At 70.0% G+C, this 16,508-nt stretch carries 8 protein-coding genes and 1 pseudogene; 6 read left to right on the forward strand and 3 right to left on the reverse strand.

Annotated elements, in window-relative coordinates; translation table 11 throughout:
- Both HALOF300_RS27025 and HALOF300_RS13880 read left to right on the forward strand, forming a co-directional pair.
- Nucleotides 1–339, forward strand: a pseudogene (locus HALOF300_RS27025) (ECF transporter S component); the annotation flags it as partial.
- A gap of 158 nt (nt 340–497) precedes the next feature.
- Nucleotides 498–1,691 (forward strand): MFS transporter, encoded by a 1,194-nt coding sequence (locus tag HALOF300_RS13880; protein WP_156741532.1) that lies wholly within the window; start codon nt 498–500, stop codon nt 1,689–1,691.
- A 36-nt stretch (nt 1,692–1,727) separates the two neighbouring features.
- On the opposite strand, the gene HALOF300_RS13885 is transcribed toward HALOF300_RS13880, so the two are convergent.
- On the reverse strand, nt 1,728–2,669 hold the full coding sequence (locus HALOF300_RS13885; protein WP_156741533.1) for a helix-turn-helix domain-containing protein: 942 nt from the start codon (nt 2,667–2,669) through the stop codon (nt 1,728–1,730).
- A gap of 545 nt (nt 2,670–3,214) precedes the next feature.
- Between HALOF300_RS13885 and HALOF300_RS27030 the strand changes: the two genes are divergently transcribed.
- The 4 genes from HALOF300_RS27030 (at nt 3,215) to HALOF300_RS13905 (ending at nt 15,178) form a co-directional block, all read left to right on the forward strand.
- Entirely contained in the window at nt 3,215–3,802 is a 588-nt protein-coding gene (locus HALOF300_RS27030) for a M15 family metallopeptidase (RefSeq protein ID WP_197522549.1), read from the forward strand.
- A 446-nt stretch (nt 3,803–4,248) separates the two neighbouring features.
- The gene (locus tag HALOF300_RS13895; protein ID WP_197522550.1) at nt 4,249–6,573 is read left to right on the forward strand and encodes an arylsulfatase; all 2,325 of its coding nucleotides are present in this window, start codon (nt 4,249–4,251) and stop codon (nt 6,571–6,573) included.
- A gap of 116 nt (nt 6,574–6,689) precedes the next feature.
- The gene (locus HALOF300_RS13900) at nt 6,690–7,730 is read left to right on the forward strand and encodes a DUF389 domain-containing protein (RefSeq protein ID WP_156741536.1); all 1,041 of its coding nucleotides are present in this window, start codon (nt 6,690–6,692) and stop codon (nt 7,728–7,730) included.
- Nucleotides 7,727–15,178, forward strand: a complete 7,452-nt coding sequence (locus HALOF300_RS13905) for a DUF5979 domain-containing protein (RefSeq protein WP_156741537.1) — start codon at nt 7,727–7,729, stop codon at nt 15,176–15,178. Before HALOF300_RS13900 ends, HALOF300_RS13905 begins: the two co-directional genes overlap by 4 nt.
- Before the next feature lie 49 nt (nt 15,179–15,227).
- Here the strand turns inward: HALOF300_RS13905 and HALOF300_RS13910 are convergent, their stop codons facing one another.
- Together HALOF300_RS13910 and HALOF300_RS27035 are read right to left on the reverse strand one after the other, a co-directional pair.
- Nucleotides 15,228–15,560: a LuxR C-terminal-related transcriptional regulator gene (locus tag HALOF300_RS13910; RefSeq protein ID WP_156741538.1), complete on the reverse strand. Its 333-nt coding sequence runs from the start codon at nt 15,558–15,560 to the stop codon at nt 15,228–15,230.
- A gap of 469 nt (nt 15,561–16,029) precedes the next feature.
- On the reverse strand, nt 16,030–16,508 hold a 479-nt coding region (locus HALOF300_RS27035), incomplete at its 5' end, for a DUF6069 family protein (protein ID WP_197522551.1).

Consider the following 16,508-nt stretch of genomic DNA (forward strand, 5'->3'; position numbering starts at 1 on the left):
GTGCGGGGCCGGTGGGAGATCGCGCTCCTGGCTGGCTACGGAGCCCTGGCCGCCGTGCTGTTCGGGACGGCGTTGAACCTCTCGTTCTGGCCGTTCCTGATCGGCAGCGGCACCGAGATCTCCTTCGTGGCGGGCGCGCCGGTGGGGGAGAACCTGCACCGGTTCCTGCTGTACAGCGTGGCCACCTCGCTGCCCTGGGACCTGGGGCGGGCGATCACCACGGCCGTGGGGATCACGGTGGCCGGGTACCCGGTGCTGGCGACGCTGCGCCGGGCGGCCAGGCGGGCCGCGTTCGGTCCGGTTGCGGAGTCGGCGCCGGCGCGGACTGCCGGTAGCTGACGCCCGGACGCCACGTTCCGTGGGCTCGGCGAGGTTCGAGGCCTGCAGCGCGACCGCCGTGCACAAGCCCGGACGAACGGTCGGCTGCCCGCGAGGAACGGTCGGGTGCGCGCCGCGGCCACCGGCGAGGCTGGGCCTCCCAGTCGCAAAGGAGAACCATGTCCACCGGTACCACCCTCGGCAGCGCCGCGGCCAGCACACCGAGCAGCACCCGCCCCGCCTCGTGGTGGGCCGTGGTCACCCTCGGCCTCGGCATCTTCACGCTCGTCGCGAGCGAGTTCCTCCCGGCCAGCCTGCTCACCCCGATCGCGGCCGATCTCGGCGTCAGCGAGGGTGTCGCCGGGCAGCTGGTGACCGCCACAGCGGTGGCCGGGATCCTCGCCGGACCGGCGATCGTGGCGCTCCTGCCCCCGATCGACCGGCGCTGGGTGATGATCGCCCTGACGGGTCTGTCGATCGCCTCGAACGTGCTTGTCGCGTTGGTGCCGAACCTGCCCCTGATGCTCCTCGGTCGAGCACTCCTGGGAGTCTCGCTCTCCGGCTTCTGGGCGCTGTCGCTGGCCGTCGTCTCGCAGCTGGTGCCGCCGCAGCGGTTGGGCCGGGCGATGATGATCGTGAACACCGGTGTCTCGCTGGCAACGGTCGCGGCCGTGCCGATCGGTGCCTACCTCGGCGCGCAGCTCGGCTGGCAGGCGGTGTTCCTCGGTGCCGCGCTCGCCGGCGCACTGACGCTGATCCTGCAGCTCACCGCGCTCCCGCCGATCGAGGCCGGTGAGCGTTCCGGGCTCCGGCCGCTGCTGGCCACGCTCTCCACACCGATCATCGCCGTCGGGTTCGCCGCGCTCGCGCTGCTGGTGACCGGGCACTTCGCGGCATTCACCTACGTGCGTCCGATGCTCGACGAGGTGGGCGGCATCACCACCGGTCTGCTCGCGGTGCTCCTCGCGAGCTACGGGGTCGCAAGCTTCGTCGGCAATCTGCTCGCCGGGCTGCTGGCCGACCGGCACCTGCGACCACTGCTCGTGGTCGTGCCCATCATGGTGGCCGCCGGCACCGCGGCGCTCGCCCTCGCGGGCACCAGCCTGCCGGTCACGATCGTCGCGATCGCGGCCTGGGGGGTCGGCTTCGGTGCCGTCCCCACCATGGTGCAGACCTGGCTCGGCCACGTGGCACCGGACCGACTGGAGAGCGGGGGAGCGCTCACCGTCACCACGTTCCAGACCTCGATCGCCCTCGGTGCCGCGTTCGGTGGCCTGCTGTTCGACACTCTCGACGTGCGCGCCGTGTTCCTGGCCGCGTCCATCGCGGCGGCCCTCGGCACCATCATCTTCTCCCGGGTGCGCACCAGCTGAGCACGAACGCCCGACGGCGGCGGGTGCTTCGAGCGGTCAAGCCGAGGTGAGCACCGCGTCGCTAGCAGCGCGACGTCGGGAGCGGCGCCAGTCGCTCGGGGCGCTGCCGCTGTGCCGGCGGAACGCGCGACTGAAGCCCTCGTCGGAGTCGTAGCCGAGTCCGAACGCGATCTCGCTGACGGGCCGGTCGGCCAGCAGCAGTTCCTCGGCCCTGCGCATCCGAACGCCGGTGACGTAGCGCGCCGGGGACTCACCCACACTGATCCGGAAGCGTTCGGCGAACTGGGAGCGAGACGCGTTCGCGACCCGGGCCAGTGCGGTCACCGTCCAGGGCGAGCCTGGCTCGGCGTGGATGGCCTCGAGGGCACGGCGCAGCTGCGGGTCGCGCAGCTGGGTGAGCCAGGTCTGCGCGCTCGCGCAACCACGCTCGAGCCAGGCCCGTAGCGCCGCGGAGACCACCAGGTCGATCAGCCGGTCGAGCACGGCCGGGCCACCGGGGCGGGCCCGTGCGAGCTCGGCGTCGATCATGCCCAGCAGGCCGCCGTAGGCCGGTTCGGCGAGTCGGAACCCGCAACTGAACAGCACCGCCGGCATCAGGTCGGTGATGCGTTCGAACGGTGCGGCAGCCAGTGTCAGCGTTCCGGTGACCAGGCTCGCGCCGGAGGCTGCCGGTTCGGTGCGCACCTCGTAGGCGCCGCCCCGGGGCAGGAGCACGAAGTCGCCTGGTTGCACCCGCACATCCCCGGTGGTCGTGCTCGTGGACCCGGCAGCGACCTCGACGGGCAGCCCGGGGAGCACGGCGGTGCCGGTGACCACGTACACGAACCGGACACCCGCGCCGCGCACCCGACGCGAGTGCCCGGGCATCAGCTGCAGCCGTTCGATCCCACCCGCGGACCACCGCATCCGGCCGAGCAGCTCGTCGATCGCAGCCGCCTCGTCGGTGGAGATCGCGGCGGCTGGCGGAGGTAGGCGCATGTATCTGACAAGGAGGTGGGCGGCCGGATCATTCCCAGGACCACCGGCCTGCCCGGTCCGTCGCCACGGCGCGGCGAGAGGCTCAGCAGCGTCACGTCGACGGCGGTCGGCTCCCGGGAGGTCAAGCGGGAGTCAGCCCCTGGGTCACCACTCGATCAACCTCTGGTCGGATGCCGGCCCGACCTCACCGTGCGTAGCCTGTGGCCATGGTGAACGGCGCAGGCCCGCAGACCGGGCCACGTCCGGTTCGCCCGAGGGCTCGATCTCGCTCCGGCTCGGGGCACGTGGTGCCGTTGCCGCGGGCCGGCACGGGCGGGTCCACGCGCGCGGTGAGCCGGACGGCCGAACAGGTCACGGCCCGCCGCACGAGCGCGGCCAGGGCGCAGTCCGCGGCGCGTCCCGCTGCATCCTCACGCGCACCAACTTCCGGGCGGGGTGAGCGGCAGGGTCGCAAGCGGGCCGCTCGGGGCCGACGACCGGTCGTGGCACCACGATCCGGCCATCGAACGTCCTCGGGGCGTGCGTCGTCGCCTTCGGGCCGGCGCGTGCCACACCGGATCCTTGCCGTACTGGGCGGGCTCGTGGTGCTCGCCGTGGTGGTTGCCGGTGCGAATTCGCTCCTGGCCGGGCGCTCGACCCCGGCACCGAGTGGCCAGGCGGACGGCGCCGCGCACGAGCAGGGGCTCGTGGACGGCGAACCGGCGCAGCAGCAGGACGGACAGCCACAGACCGATGGCGAGGCTCCGCCGTCGGCCACGGACGCGGAGAACGGCCGGCTCGACCCGGCCACACTCGTCCCGATCGACGGCGGCCAGGGCACCTACCTGCTGGTGGCAGACGCGGCGGCTGCCTTCGAGGACCTCCGTGCCTCGGCACGTGCCGCGGGCGTCGAATTCGAGATCAACTCCGCCTACCGCACCTATAACGAACAGGTCGCGCTCGCCGAACGGCTCGGCACGCTCGACGAAGGCGGGACGGCGGCCAAGCCGGGCGAGAGCGAGCACGGCTGGGGTATCAGCGTGGACCTGACCCTCGACTTCGAGGAGCTGAGCTGGATGCGCGCGAATGCCGGCGACTTCGGTTTCACCGAGACGGTGGCAGCGGAGCCGTGGCACTGGACCTACATCGGCTGACGAAGCGGTCGATCTTGTGGTGTTGATGCTGATGCCGCGGGCGACGGCGATGTCCTTGAGCGACAGCGGCGAAGGGAGATCGCCCAGCAGTTGGAGCTCCCGAGGGCTGAGGATGTTGACCGACGTGATACCTCCCTCGGTGCCATAGGGTCGAAGTGCGCGGTCGAGCAGTGCTGAGACGAAGGGGTCATTGTGCGCGAATCGGCCCTGATTCTTGCGCAGCAACGGCTCGAGGTCCTCCCACAGGTCGACGAATTCCTCGGGGCGCGAGCCGAGCGTGCCACCGAGGCCGTGGTCACCGGCTCATCCAGATGGGGTGACGATCCCGCTCGGGTCGACGCGCACGATGGAGCGGGACAGATGCCGTCCGGTCGATGCGTGCGCCGACATCCGGGCGGCCCATGGTTCGGCGAAGCAACTCGTCGCGGAGAGGAAGGCCATCGGACATGGCAGCCAAGGAGTTCAATGGGGTCATCAATCTCGACGTCAGGGAGTCGGTCCCGGACTGGTCCCCGTACGAGTTGCCGAAGGCGACCGACGGGGCGCCGAACGTCCTCGTGGTGCTCTATGACGACACCGGGATGGCGTCCTGGTCTCCCTACGGTGGTCGGATCGCGATGCCGACACTGGAGCGGCTCGCCGAGAACGGTCTGACCTACACCCAGTGGCACACGACGGCGTTGTGCTCGCCGACGCGTTCCTGCTTCCTGACAGGGCGCAACCACACCAGGAACGGGATCGCCTCGCTGATGGAATCCACCAACGGATTCCCCGGGAACTCGGGCCGCATCCCGGAGGACTGCGCGACGATCGGGCACATCCTGCAGGACAATGGCTACAGCACGTTCTGGCTGGGCAAGGATCACAACGTCCCAGAGCAGGACAACGCCGCCGGCGGCAGCCGCCGGCAGTGGCCGCTCCAGCTCGGCTTCGACCGCTTCTATGGTTTCCTCGGCGGCGAGACCAACCAGTGGTACCCGGACCTGTGCGAGGACAACCACTACATCGAGCAGCCGTACACCCCGGAGGAGGGGTACCACCTCTCCAAGGACCTCGCCGACCGAGCGATCAAGATGGTCCGGGACCAGCAGGCGTCGAACCCGTCCAAGCCCTGGTACATGTGGTTCTGCCCCGGGGCCAACCACGCGCCGCACCATGCTCCCCAGGAGTACATCGACAAGTACAAGGGCGCTTTCGACGACGGCTACGACGCCTACCGGGACTGGGTGCTGGCGCGGATGGTGGAGAAGGGCGTCCTGCCGGAGGGCACCGAGCTGACCCCGTTCAACCCGATCGGCGCGGACCAGGCCAACCCGGCCGACTACGTCAAGCCGTGGGACTCGCTCAGCGATGACGAGAAACGGCTGTTCGCCCGGATGGCGGAGGTGTTCGCCGGCTTCAGCGAGTACACCGACGCCCAGGTGGGGCGCGTCATCGACTACCTGGAGGAGACGGGTCAGCTCGACAACACGATCGTCTTCTACTGTGCCGACAACGGCGCATCCGGCGAGGGTTCACCGGACGGATCGGTGAACGAGAACAAGTTCTTCAACAACTATCCGGACGATCTCGCCGAGAACCTGACCCAGCTGGACAACCTCGGCGGCCCGGAGACCTACAACCACTACCCGACGGGTTGGGCGGCCGCATTCAGTACCCCGTTCCAGATGTTCAAGCGGTACAGCCAGTACTCCGGCGGCACCTGCGACCCGCTCGTGATCCACTGGCCGAAGGGCATCAAGGCGCGTGGCGAGATCCGGCATCAGTACCACCACGTCACCGACATCGTGCCGACGATCCTCGACCTGGCCGGGCTGGAGATGCCGCACGTGTATCGGGGTGTGGCACAGGCCCCGCTGGCTGGTGTGTCCATGCGCTACACCTTCGACGACGCGGACGCTCCGACCCAGAAGAAGCGCCAGTTCTACTCCATGATCGGAACCCGGGGGCTGTGGGAGGACGGCTGGAAGGTCGCCGCCACCCATGCTCCGATCACCGGCAAGGGGCACTTCGAGGACGACGAGTGGGAGCTCTACCACGTCGACGAGGACCGGTCGGAGTCGAAGAACCTGGCCGACGAGTATCCGGCGAAGGTCAAGGAACTCGTCGCGTCCTGGTTCGCGGAGGCAGACGCGAACAACGCGCTCCCTCTGGACGACCGCACCGCGATGGATCAACTGACTCTCGATCGCCCCACGTCCGAACCGCCGCGGACCAGGTTCGTGTACTACCCCGGCACCAGCGCGGTACCGGAGGGCGTGGCAGTGAACGTGCGAGGCCGGTCCTACAAGATCGTCGCGGACGTCGACATCAGCGCCGACGCCGAGGGCATCATGTTCGCGCACGGTTCCCGGTTCGGTGGGCACGCCCTGTTCATCTCCGATCACAAGCTCCACTACGTCTACAACTTCCTCGGGATCCCCCCGGAGCAGACCTTCGTCTCGGACGTGCTCACGCCCGGCCCACACGCGCTCGGGATGGAGTTCGTCCGCGAGGAGGCCGGGCCGAACAAGGAGTCGGTCGGCACGACCAGGCTCTACGTCGACGATCAGGTCGTCGCCGAGGGTCCGATGCGGGCGCAGGTCGGAAAATTCACGCTCTGCGGCGACGGGCTCTGCGTGGGCTTCGACAGCGCCGACTCCGTCAGCCGTTCGTACAAGGCTCCGTTCGCCTTCACGGGCGGCAAGATCCTCGGCGTTGCGATCGACGTCGGTGAAGAGAGCTATCTCGACCTCGAGACCGAGGCCATGGCAGCGCTCGCTCGAGATTGACCTCATTCGGCGCTCACCCACCGCGGGTGATGTCGGCCCAGGACGTGGCTCATACGTTGAAATCCGACCGGCTGAATCCGTGCGCCCACGCGCGGACCGAGTCCGAGGGGCAGACGATGAGTGCACGGGCCGTTGGCACGGGTGAACGCCGCCCGCGCCGGCTCGCCGACGTGTTGGTGCCGCAGTCGCAACGACGCGAGTGGGCCGCCGTCGCGGACAGGCTCGACCTGGATGCCGGCGACACCCGCGCCAAACGTTCGGCGTTCTGGGTGATGCTCGTGCTGGCCGGAGTGATCGCCGTCTGCGGGGTCGTGACCGACTCGACGGCCACCGTGATCGGCGCGATGATCATCGCGCCGCTGTCCACGCCGATCCTGGGGATCGGGCTCGGGATCGTGGTGGCGGACCGCGCTGCGATCCTCCGGTCGGTGGGCTACGTCCTCGGTGGGATGCTCGTCGTGGTCGCTCTCGGCCTGCTCGTGACCCTGGTGCTGCCCGCGACGACCGGCGTTGCCGGGAACTCGCAGGTCACCGGTCGCACGGCGCCCGGGATCGGGGACCTCGCCGCCGCGTTCGCGACGGGCTTCGCGGGTGCCATCGCGCTCACCCGACGTGACCTCGGCGACATCCTCCCGGGCATCGCGATCGCGATCTCGCTGGTCCCGCCGCCCGGCGTGGTGGGCGTCTGCCTCGGCGTCGGCCAACCCGCCCTGGCCGCTGGTGCGCTGCTCCTCTTCGGTTCGAACGCCGTCGCGCTCGTGGTCGCGGCCACCGTGGTCTTCTCCGCCGTCGGCTACGGTGCGCAGGCGCGCGCGGCGCGCGGCGCGGCCGGAGCCCGACGGCGTCGCTCGACGACACTGGTGGCTCTCGTTGCGGTCCTGGTGGTCGCGATCCCGATGGTGGCGAACTCGGTGCAGGCGCTGCTCGCCGACCTCTGGCTGCGCCAGGCCGGTGCGGCCGCGCAGGAGTGGGTGGCGGGTATCGACGACGCCGTCGTCGAGGACGTCTCCTGGCTCGGGCAGGACCTCGTCGTCGAGGTGCGCAGTCCCGGCGAGTTGCCCGACGTCGCGCCACTTGTTGACCAGGTGGATAGCCTCGTTCCTTGGGAGCCACGGGTCATCGTCGTCCACACCGTGGGGGAGAGGGTCGAGCCATGACCGACCGGACACACACTTTGCGACCCAGAACGGAACGTCGTCGGCACCGGCGCCGGCTCACTTGGGGAGGGCTGGTCGCCGCTCTGCTGGTGGTGCCGTTCACGCTCGTACCGGCGCTGCCCGCGTTCGCGGCCACGTGGGGCATCCAGAAGACCGAGATCAGCACCGGCCCATATCAACCCGGTGAGAACGTCGAGTGGTTCGTGACCGTCTCCTGCTCCGACCCGAACGCCGACCCCTGTGTCCCGACGACGCTCACCGACCCGCTGCCCGACGGGCTGGAACTCGTCAGCGCGTCGATCCAGAGCCAAACGGGCGCCACGGGCGGCGAGCTCGTCGCCGATACGGACTCGGACACGGTCACCTACACAGCGGACAGCGTCAACAACGGCGGCCAGGTCCAGATCCTCATCACCGCACAGGTGGACCCGAACCTGCCGTTCAGCCAGGACGGCGTGCCGATCACGAACACCGCGACGGTGGTCGCCGACAACGCGGCAGAGGCCTCGGCATCCGATGACATCGTTCCTGTCGTCCCGCTCGTCCTCGACTCCGAGACGACGAAGGCGATCGACCCCGAGGGTGCCCTCGCTGCCCCGGGCACACCGGCGACCATGACACTCGGCGCGACGAACACCTCGAACGACCCCGTGGACACCCTCGTCATCCAGGACCCGGTCGACCCGACGGCAACGCCCAACCCGTTCACCTACCTCGAGTACACCGGCACCGGCGATATCGTCATGCCGCCGAACGCGGACACCGTCACGCAGGAGTACTGGGACGGAACGCAGTGGCTGCCGCTCGACGACACCGTCGACCCGGGTGACGTCCAGGGCGTCCGGTACACGTTCAGCGGTGACATCCAGCCCGGCGCGACCGCGACGATCCCGGTCGGCGTGCAGCAGAGCGACGCCGTCACCGAACTAACCGAGGCGACCACCGTCACGAATGACACGTCCTCCTACGTGACCCACGGAGCCGACGAGTCGACACCGACGACGGCGTCCGACACCTACGTCATCACCCCCCCGAACAACTCGGTCGAGGCGAGCAAGAGTTTCGACCCGGCCACGGTGAGCGCCGGCGAGCCGACCACGGTCACACTCGGCGCGACCAACACCGGCACCGCGGTGACGTCGATGACCGTCACCGAACCGGACCCGGACACCGCGGGCCCGTTCGAGGGCGACGACCCGCTGACGTTCACGGGGTTCGGCCCGGACGGTGACGGCACCGGGGTCACCTGGCCGACCGGCGCGACGGCCGCGACCGTGACCTTCACCTGCGCGGACGGGACGACGCCCAGCGAGCAGACCACCACAGTCAACACGCTCCCGAACCCACCACCCGACTGCGTCGTCGTGGGCTTCGCGGTGGAGTTCACCGGCGACCTCGTCAGCGGTGCGTCCGCGACGATCCCGTTCACCGCCGACACCGACCCCGACCAGGTCCCCGACGACGTCACCCACCCGAACACCATCGCGGCCGAGGTCCCGAACGCCGACGCCACGGCGTCCGCCGACCTCGTCACCCTCGTCGACCGGCTGGCCACGGACACGACCAAGGCGATCTCGCCGTCGACCATCCCCGCCATCCCCGGCCAGAGCGTCATCGTGCAACTGCCGACGCAACTGCTGCCGTTCGGACCGGACGGATCGACCACCAACGCCGACCAGGTCGTCATCTCCGATCCGACCGACCCGAGCAACCCGACCGACTTCTGGGACCACTTCGTCCCGACCGCCGTTCGCAGCACCGACGTGCCTGCCGGCTCGACGCTCACCGTCAACTACTGGAACGGTACGGAGTGGGTCCCGGCCCCCGAGTGCGGCCCCTTCACGGGACCGGCCACCGTCAGTTGTGACCTGCCTGCCGATGCGCAGGGGGTGCAGTTCGTCTACGACTCGACAGGCGACGGCTTCCCACCCGGCACCCAGTTCCAGCCGAACTTCGTGGCCGAGTTCACCGGGCCGGCCACCCAGGACGACGTGCTGACGAACTGCGGGGCCTCGAGCGCCTCCTCCAGCACGGTCGACCCGACCCCGCCTGCCGAGGGCTGCGCGACCATCGACCCGTTCCCAGTCGATGGAACGGGCGACCTCGACTTCATCGACAAGACGTTCCTCGGCGCCGACCCGGCCACCGTGCTGGCTCGCTCCGACGACCAGGTCACGGCGCAGCTCACTTGGTCCACCAACGGCTTCTCCGGGGTCGACCCGATGGTCATCTCCGACATTGCGGACCCGGAGACCACCGCGATCGCCGACTCGTTCTACGACGCGTTCGACCTGGTCCGGGTCGAGCCGATCGACGGCTCGGTGGATCCGCTCATGCAGTACGACCGCGTCGAGAGCGTCGAGTTGTTCATCGACGGTGCCTGGGTCACGGCGTCCGGCGACCCGTGCCCGTGCGACGGGTCCTTCCCCGGCTACACCCTCACCGCCGACGAGCAGGCGAACGCCACCTCGGTGCGGCTCACCTACACGGAGTCGGAGAACCGCGGTACGGCCGACCCGCTCGCCCCACAGCCCGGCGACGGCGTCGCCCGGTCCACGCAAGCCGACGGACGGCATCTGAACCTCACGTTCGAGGTTCGTGACTACCGGCGCGGCGATCCGACGGCCCCGGTGCTCGGGTCGACGAACGGCACGATCTACAACACGCCCGACCCCGGGCTCGTGAACGACACCGCCCGCGGCACCGGGACCTTCGACGGCACCGACTACACCGATGTCGACGATGACGACGTGCTGATCCTCGACCAGCCGCTCAACGTGACGGTCGTCAAGGACTGGACCGGCGGTCCCATCTCCGTGCCGCCACCGGACACGCCGGCGGGCGCCTACCCGTCGACCACCGTGAGCATCGCCGGGACGAACGCGTCCGCGGCCAAGGTCGACCAGTTACGGCTGGTCGAGCCGGGGGTACCGGACTCCGGCGACGTCCAGACCGGCGAGGGCACGTCCCCGTTCGACGTGTTCACCCTCACCGGGATCGAGCTGACGCCGCCCGAGGGGGCCACGTCCACGACAGTCACGCTCACCGCCGCCGACGGTTCGACGGAGCAGTTCGACGAGGCCGAGGCCGAGGCGCTCACCGCGGCGGACCTCGTGGATGTGGTCGGCGTCGAGGTCGCGTACGACGGGCTCGTGATGCCGGGCGCGACCGGGAGCATGGACCTGACCCTGCAGCTCCGGGTGGCGGACCGATACACCGGCGTCCCGATCTACGGGGACGAGGGCACCATCGTCGTCGACGCCAACCCGGTACCGAACGGGGCGGTCGCGACGATCGACGACCCGGGGGGCACCGACACCGACGTCCGCCTCGCCTACGACGACGCGGAGATGCCGCTGCAGGTGGCCGGGATCGATATCGTCGTCGGAAAGTCGTTCGACCCGACCCAGATCGTGGAGCCGAGCACTGGGCCGGTCACCATGACGCTGACGGGCCAACCGGTCGGACCCTCACGCGCCGTGGAGATGGTGCTCACCGACGACGATCCGCAGTTCTGGAACGCCTACGACTTCGTCGGGTTCGACGGCGCGACGCTGACGCCGCCGATCCAGCAGGTCCTGGTGGAGGCATACGTCGGCGGCACATTCACCGAGGGTCCCGACGGGGTCGAGGTCGACGGCGGTGGCTGGGTGGGCACCGACGGCGAGCCGTCCGCGACCTTCGCGCTCCCGGACGGCGTCGACCCGCAAGAGGTCCAAGGTCTCCGACTCACGTTCACCCGCACCGACGGTTCGATCTGGGAGAATCCCGCGAACCCGCTCCAGGAGGTTCCGATCTCGGTGGAGCGGCGCGAGGAGCTACGCACCGGGGGGCCGGTGCTGCCGGACCTTGCTGACAACCCGCCCGCGCCGGGCGAGACCGCGCCGGGCGTGACGAGCAACACCGTCCAGGGCGAGATCACCGGCGCCGACCTGGTCGTCGACCCCGACACGGGCGACCTGGTCCCGGTCTCGAACTCCGCTGAGGCCGCAGCGCAGATCGTTTACGTGCACGCGACCAACGGGGTCACGATCGTCAAGGACTTCAACGGCGTCGTGTCCGGCAGCACTCAGCCGCCCGCCACCGCGTTCCCGTTCAATATCACCATCACGAACTCGGGCAACCGGCCGATCTCGGAGCTGGTGGTCACCGACCCGATGCCGACGGATGCCGGCGGTGGCCAGCTGGTGCTCGCCGAAGTCGAGGAACCCTTCTCCTACGCGCTCGCCGGTGCCGCACCGGATCCGGCGAACGGGGATCCGCTGCCGACCGACCCGGACGAGGTGACGGTCGAGCAGACCGGGAACATCGAGGCCTTCACCTTCAGCTTCCCTGAGGGCACGGTGCTCGAGGTCGGCCAGACCTACACCATCACGGTCCAGGTGGAGTTCCGCATCGACGTGCCGCCCAACACCCTGGTCCAGAACACGGCCGGCGTCACCGGGGACCGGCCGTGGGATGCGTGCGCGGGCCGGCTGAACCCGGACACCGGTGCCTGTGAGGCCGACTCCGACGTCCTGACCCTGCCGGCGGCGGTCCTCGCCCAGTCGAAGTACGTCCGGGCCACCGCTGGTGACGAACTCGACGTCATGGTGGACCCGGCCGCACCGGACCAGGACGTCGAGTGCGTGCCGGATACGGACGGCTTCTATGCCTATCCGTGCACCCCGGTCATCATCCCCGGGCACGACGAGACGTGGCGGATCGAAGTCGACAACGTCGGCAACCTGCCGATGAACAGGGTGGTCCTCTACGACCGGCTACCCACCCCGGGCGACACGGGCTCGTTCGCGGACTCGCCGCGTGGCTCGCAGTGGGAGCCGCTGCTGTCCGAGGGCTCGGTGCCGACGCTCGCCATCGGCCCGGCTGATGCGGAGCTGACGCTCTACTACACAACGGTCGACGACTACTGCATGGATGACATCAACGACCCGATCAACCGGCCCTGCCCGGCGGACCCGACGACGGGCTGGGCGCCAATGCCCGCGGACCCCGATCAGGCTCTCCTGGATTCGATCACCGCCGTGCAGCTCGTCATCGACTTCCCGGAAGAGACGTTCAGCCCGGGTGACCTGATCGCGCTGGACTTCACGACGACGACGCCGCCCGAGGTTCCAGAGGCCGGCAACCGCTCGATCGCCTGGAACTCCACGGCCGCTTCCGCCGTGGTGACCGCCGGTGGCAGCGAGTTCCCGCTCCTGCCCACCGAGGGCACGAAGGTCGGCGTCGCAACCGCGGCCGGACCGCTCTCGGTGCTCAAGTTCGTGATCGGACCGGCCGCAGGCGACGCCCCTGAGACACTGCTGTTGTTCGTCCAGTGCACCTCCGCGATCGGCACCCCGGTCGAGACCGTGCTCGACCCGATCCCCATCACGGTGACCGCGGGCGTGCCGGTGACAGTGCCGAACCTCCCCTACGGGGCCGAGTGCACCATCACCGAGGACGGCAGCAACGGCGAGACCGAACTGATCGTCGGAACCGTGACGATCGACAGCGAGGACCCGGATGACCCGACCACCATCGTGGCCGTGAACCGGTACGAGATCGCGGGCATCGACATCTCGAAGGACGTCGTCACCGACGCCGTGGACGAGAACGGCGAGCCGGTGCCGTTCGGGCCGTTCGAGGTGACCGTCGAGTGCACCTTCCTCGGCGATCCCGTCTACGCCGAGGGCTACGGGCCGGACGACCCGATGGTCCTCCCGATCGAGGACGGCGAGACCGTCCAGCTGGACGGTTTCCCGGTCGGCAGTGAGTGCACCGTGACGGAGACCGGCACCGGCAACGCGTCGGCGGTCACCATCGTGGTGACCCAGGGGGACGCCGAACCGGTGCCAACCGATGGGCCGTCGACTGACCTGACGCTCGTCACCGACGCCGACGACGGCACGACCGGCAACGACGTGGTGCTCACCAACGTCTACGACGTCGGCCGGCTCGACCTCCTCAAGGTCGTCGACGGCGACGGCGCCGAAGCCTACGGCGCGGGACCGTTCACCCTTGCGGTGCAGTGCACCTTCGACGACGACGGCGACGGCCCGGGCGAGCCTCGGGTGGTCTACGACTCCACGGTGGTGCTCGGCGCCGCCGGACCGCTCGAGGCGCAGATCGCGAACCTGCCCACCGGTGCGGTGTGCGCAGTGACTGAGACCGACGACGGCGGCGCGACCTCGAGCGTGGTCGAGCCCGCCGAGGTGACGATCGGGTCGGGTGACGCGGTGACGGTGACGGCGACGAACACCTTCGACGTCGGCTCGATCGTCCTGGACAAGGTGGTCGACGGCGACGGCGCCGACCCGTACGGTGACGGTCCGTTCTCGGTCACGATCGAGTGCACCTATGAGGGTGAACCGGTCGCGATCCCGGGTGGTGCGGAGCGGGAGATCTCCCCGGGCACGCCGACCAGGGTCGCCGGCCTGCCGGTGGGTGCCGAGTGCACGGTCACCGAGACCGACGACGGCGACGCCACCGACACCTCGATGACGGTCACCGAGGACGGCGAGGAGCCGGTCGAGACGGACGGCTCGACCGTGGAGGTCATCGTGCCCGCCGTGGACGCGGGCGGTGCGCCGACGGCCGTGGGCATCGTCGCCACGAACACGTTCGATCTCGGGGCGATCGGTGTCGACAAGGTGCTCGACGGCGACGGCGCGGAACTCTACGGAACCGGGCCGTTCGAGGTCGCACTGGCATGCACGTTCGACGGCGAGGAGATCGAGATCCCGGGTGGCGCGGAACGCGAGATCGTGCCGGGGACGCAGGTGCTCTACGAGGATCTTCCCGTCGGAGCCGAGTGCGTCGTCACCGAGACGGCGAGTGCCGGGGCGACGAGCGCCGCCATCGAGCCGGACGGGGGGACGGTCACCGTTCCCCCGGCGGGCGATGACGCCGAGCCCGTCATCGCGGTCGTGACCCTGACGAACGTCTTCGACCTCACGTCGCTCGAGGTGGTCAAGGAGATCGACGGCGACTGGGCCGAGAGCGGCTCGGACGGCTCTTTCGAGGTGACGCTCGCCTGCACCTGGCTCGTCGACGGCGTGGAGACCGACATCGAGATCCCCGGCGGTCCGGATCGGGTCCTGCAAGCCCCGGACGACCTGGTCGCCTCCTACCCGGACCTGCCTGTCGGAGCGGACTGTGAACTGACGGAGACGGTGACGGGGGATGCGGACGAGACGTCCATCACAGTCGAGATCGACGGCATCGAGCCGGTGACCACCACCGGCACCAGCGTCGTGGTCCCGTTGACGGACACCACGGCGCCGGGCCAGGCGCTGGTCACCGTGACGAACTCGTTCGACCCGGTCCCGCCGCCTGCGCCCGGCCCGCCCGACCGACAGATTCCGGCAACCGGTTCGGACGCCGTCCGGCTGGCCGGTGCGGCGCTCCTGCTGGTCGGTGCGGGCGCGCTCCTCGTGATCTTGCGGCGTCGACGGAGCACGATCTGACGGGGCGCGGAGCCGCCGCAGTTCCGGCCCGACCGGCCGGCAGTTGCGGTCAGAGCAGGCCCGTCTTGTGGGCCAGGTCGACGGCCTCGCGACGGGTCGCGACGCCCAACTTGCGATACACGGACCGGACGTGGGTCCTCACCGTGTTGAAGCTCACCACGTGCGCGTCGGCGATCTCCCGCAGCGCCAGCATCGAGGGCAGGTCACGCAGCACGGCGAGCTCCTTGCCCGTGAGGACCAGCCCGGTGCCACGGTCCGGGTAGGGCCGATTGCTCGCGAAGGCCAGAATCTCGGCGACGAAGCCTTCGTGGCGCCCGAACCGTCCGCGACCGCTCAGGAGGAGGTTCCGGACCGACGGGGCCGCATGCAGCAGCCACCGCATCAGGTGATCCTGTTCGGCGACCCGGAGCGCTTCGCGCAGTGCGTCGTGGCTGCGGGCCGGCCGGCCTCGTCCGCGAGGTCCAGAGGTCGTCGAACGCCTGGACGTCAGCCACGGTGCAAAGGTCCAGGCCGGCTTCCGCCGCGCCGACGGTCAGGTCGAAGATGCACACGGCTGCCGCGGCGCTGAGCGGGTCCGCGTCCCGGGTCGGCCATCGACCGCGACCCGGGCGTGATGCGCCGCGGTCGCGTCGTCGCCGCGCTGCCAGTCCGCGAGCGCCAGCTCACCTGTGGAACTGCGCCAGTCGGGGGAGGCGGTACCAGCCTCGACGCTCCGCCAGTTCGATCGCCTCGGACGCGTGGGCGCGGACCGCGCCCGGATCGGGGCGGAACGTGGCGACGGCACGCCCCGAGTACGTGAGCTGCTGGAGCGCTTTGACGACCTCGGCCTCCCTGTGGTGGAGATGCGGCGGCTACCGGACCGAGCCCGTCGGTGGTTGAGCGCCAGGCCGGTGGAGGGCCGCGGCGATGGCGCTGCGGGCGACGGAGGGTATGAGGGTTCCGATCGCGACACCGATGACGAGGTTGATGATCGCGGTGGCGATCTTCGTGTCGAGGCCGGTGTCCGGCACGAAGGGCAGCACGACGGCGATCACGGTGGCGAGGCCGATCACCCAGCCGAAGAACCGTTGCGGTTGCGGGGTGGTCAGGATCAGCACGTGCAAGAGCGCCGTGGCGAGCAGCGCCGCGAGTGCGGCACCGGCGGCGTACCAGAAGGTGCTCGCGTTTCCCCAGGCGCCGTCGCCCTCCGGTGCAAGGATCGGGATGGCGAAGATCGCACGGCAGATCACGATCCCGGCTGCCGCGATGAGTGCCGCGACGAGCGCGGTGGCGGCTCCTCCGGCCCAGAGTCTGCCCGCGTCGATGGGTGGGTGGGTCGGTGGGGTCGCGT

The organism is Occultella aeris (assembly GCF_902703175.1).
Classification (GTDB): Bacteria; Actinomycetota; Actinomycetes; order Actinomycetales; family Beutenbergiaceae; genus Occultella; species Occultella aeris.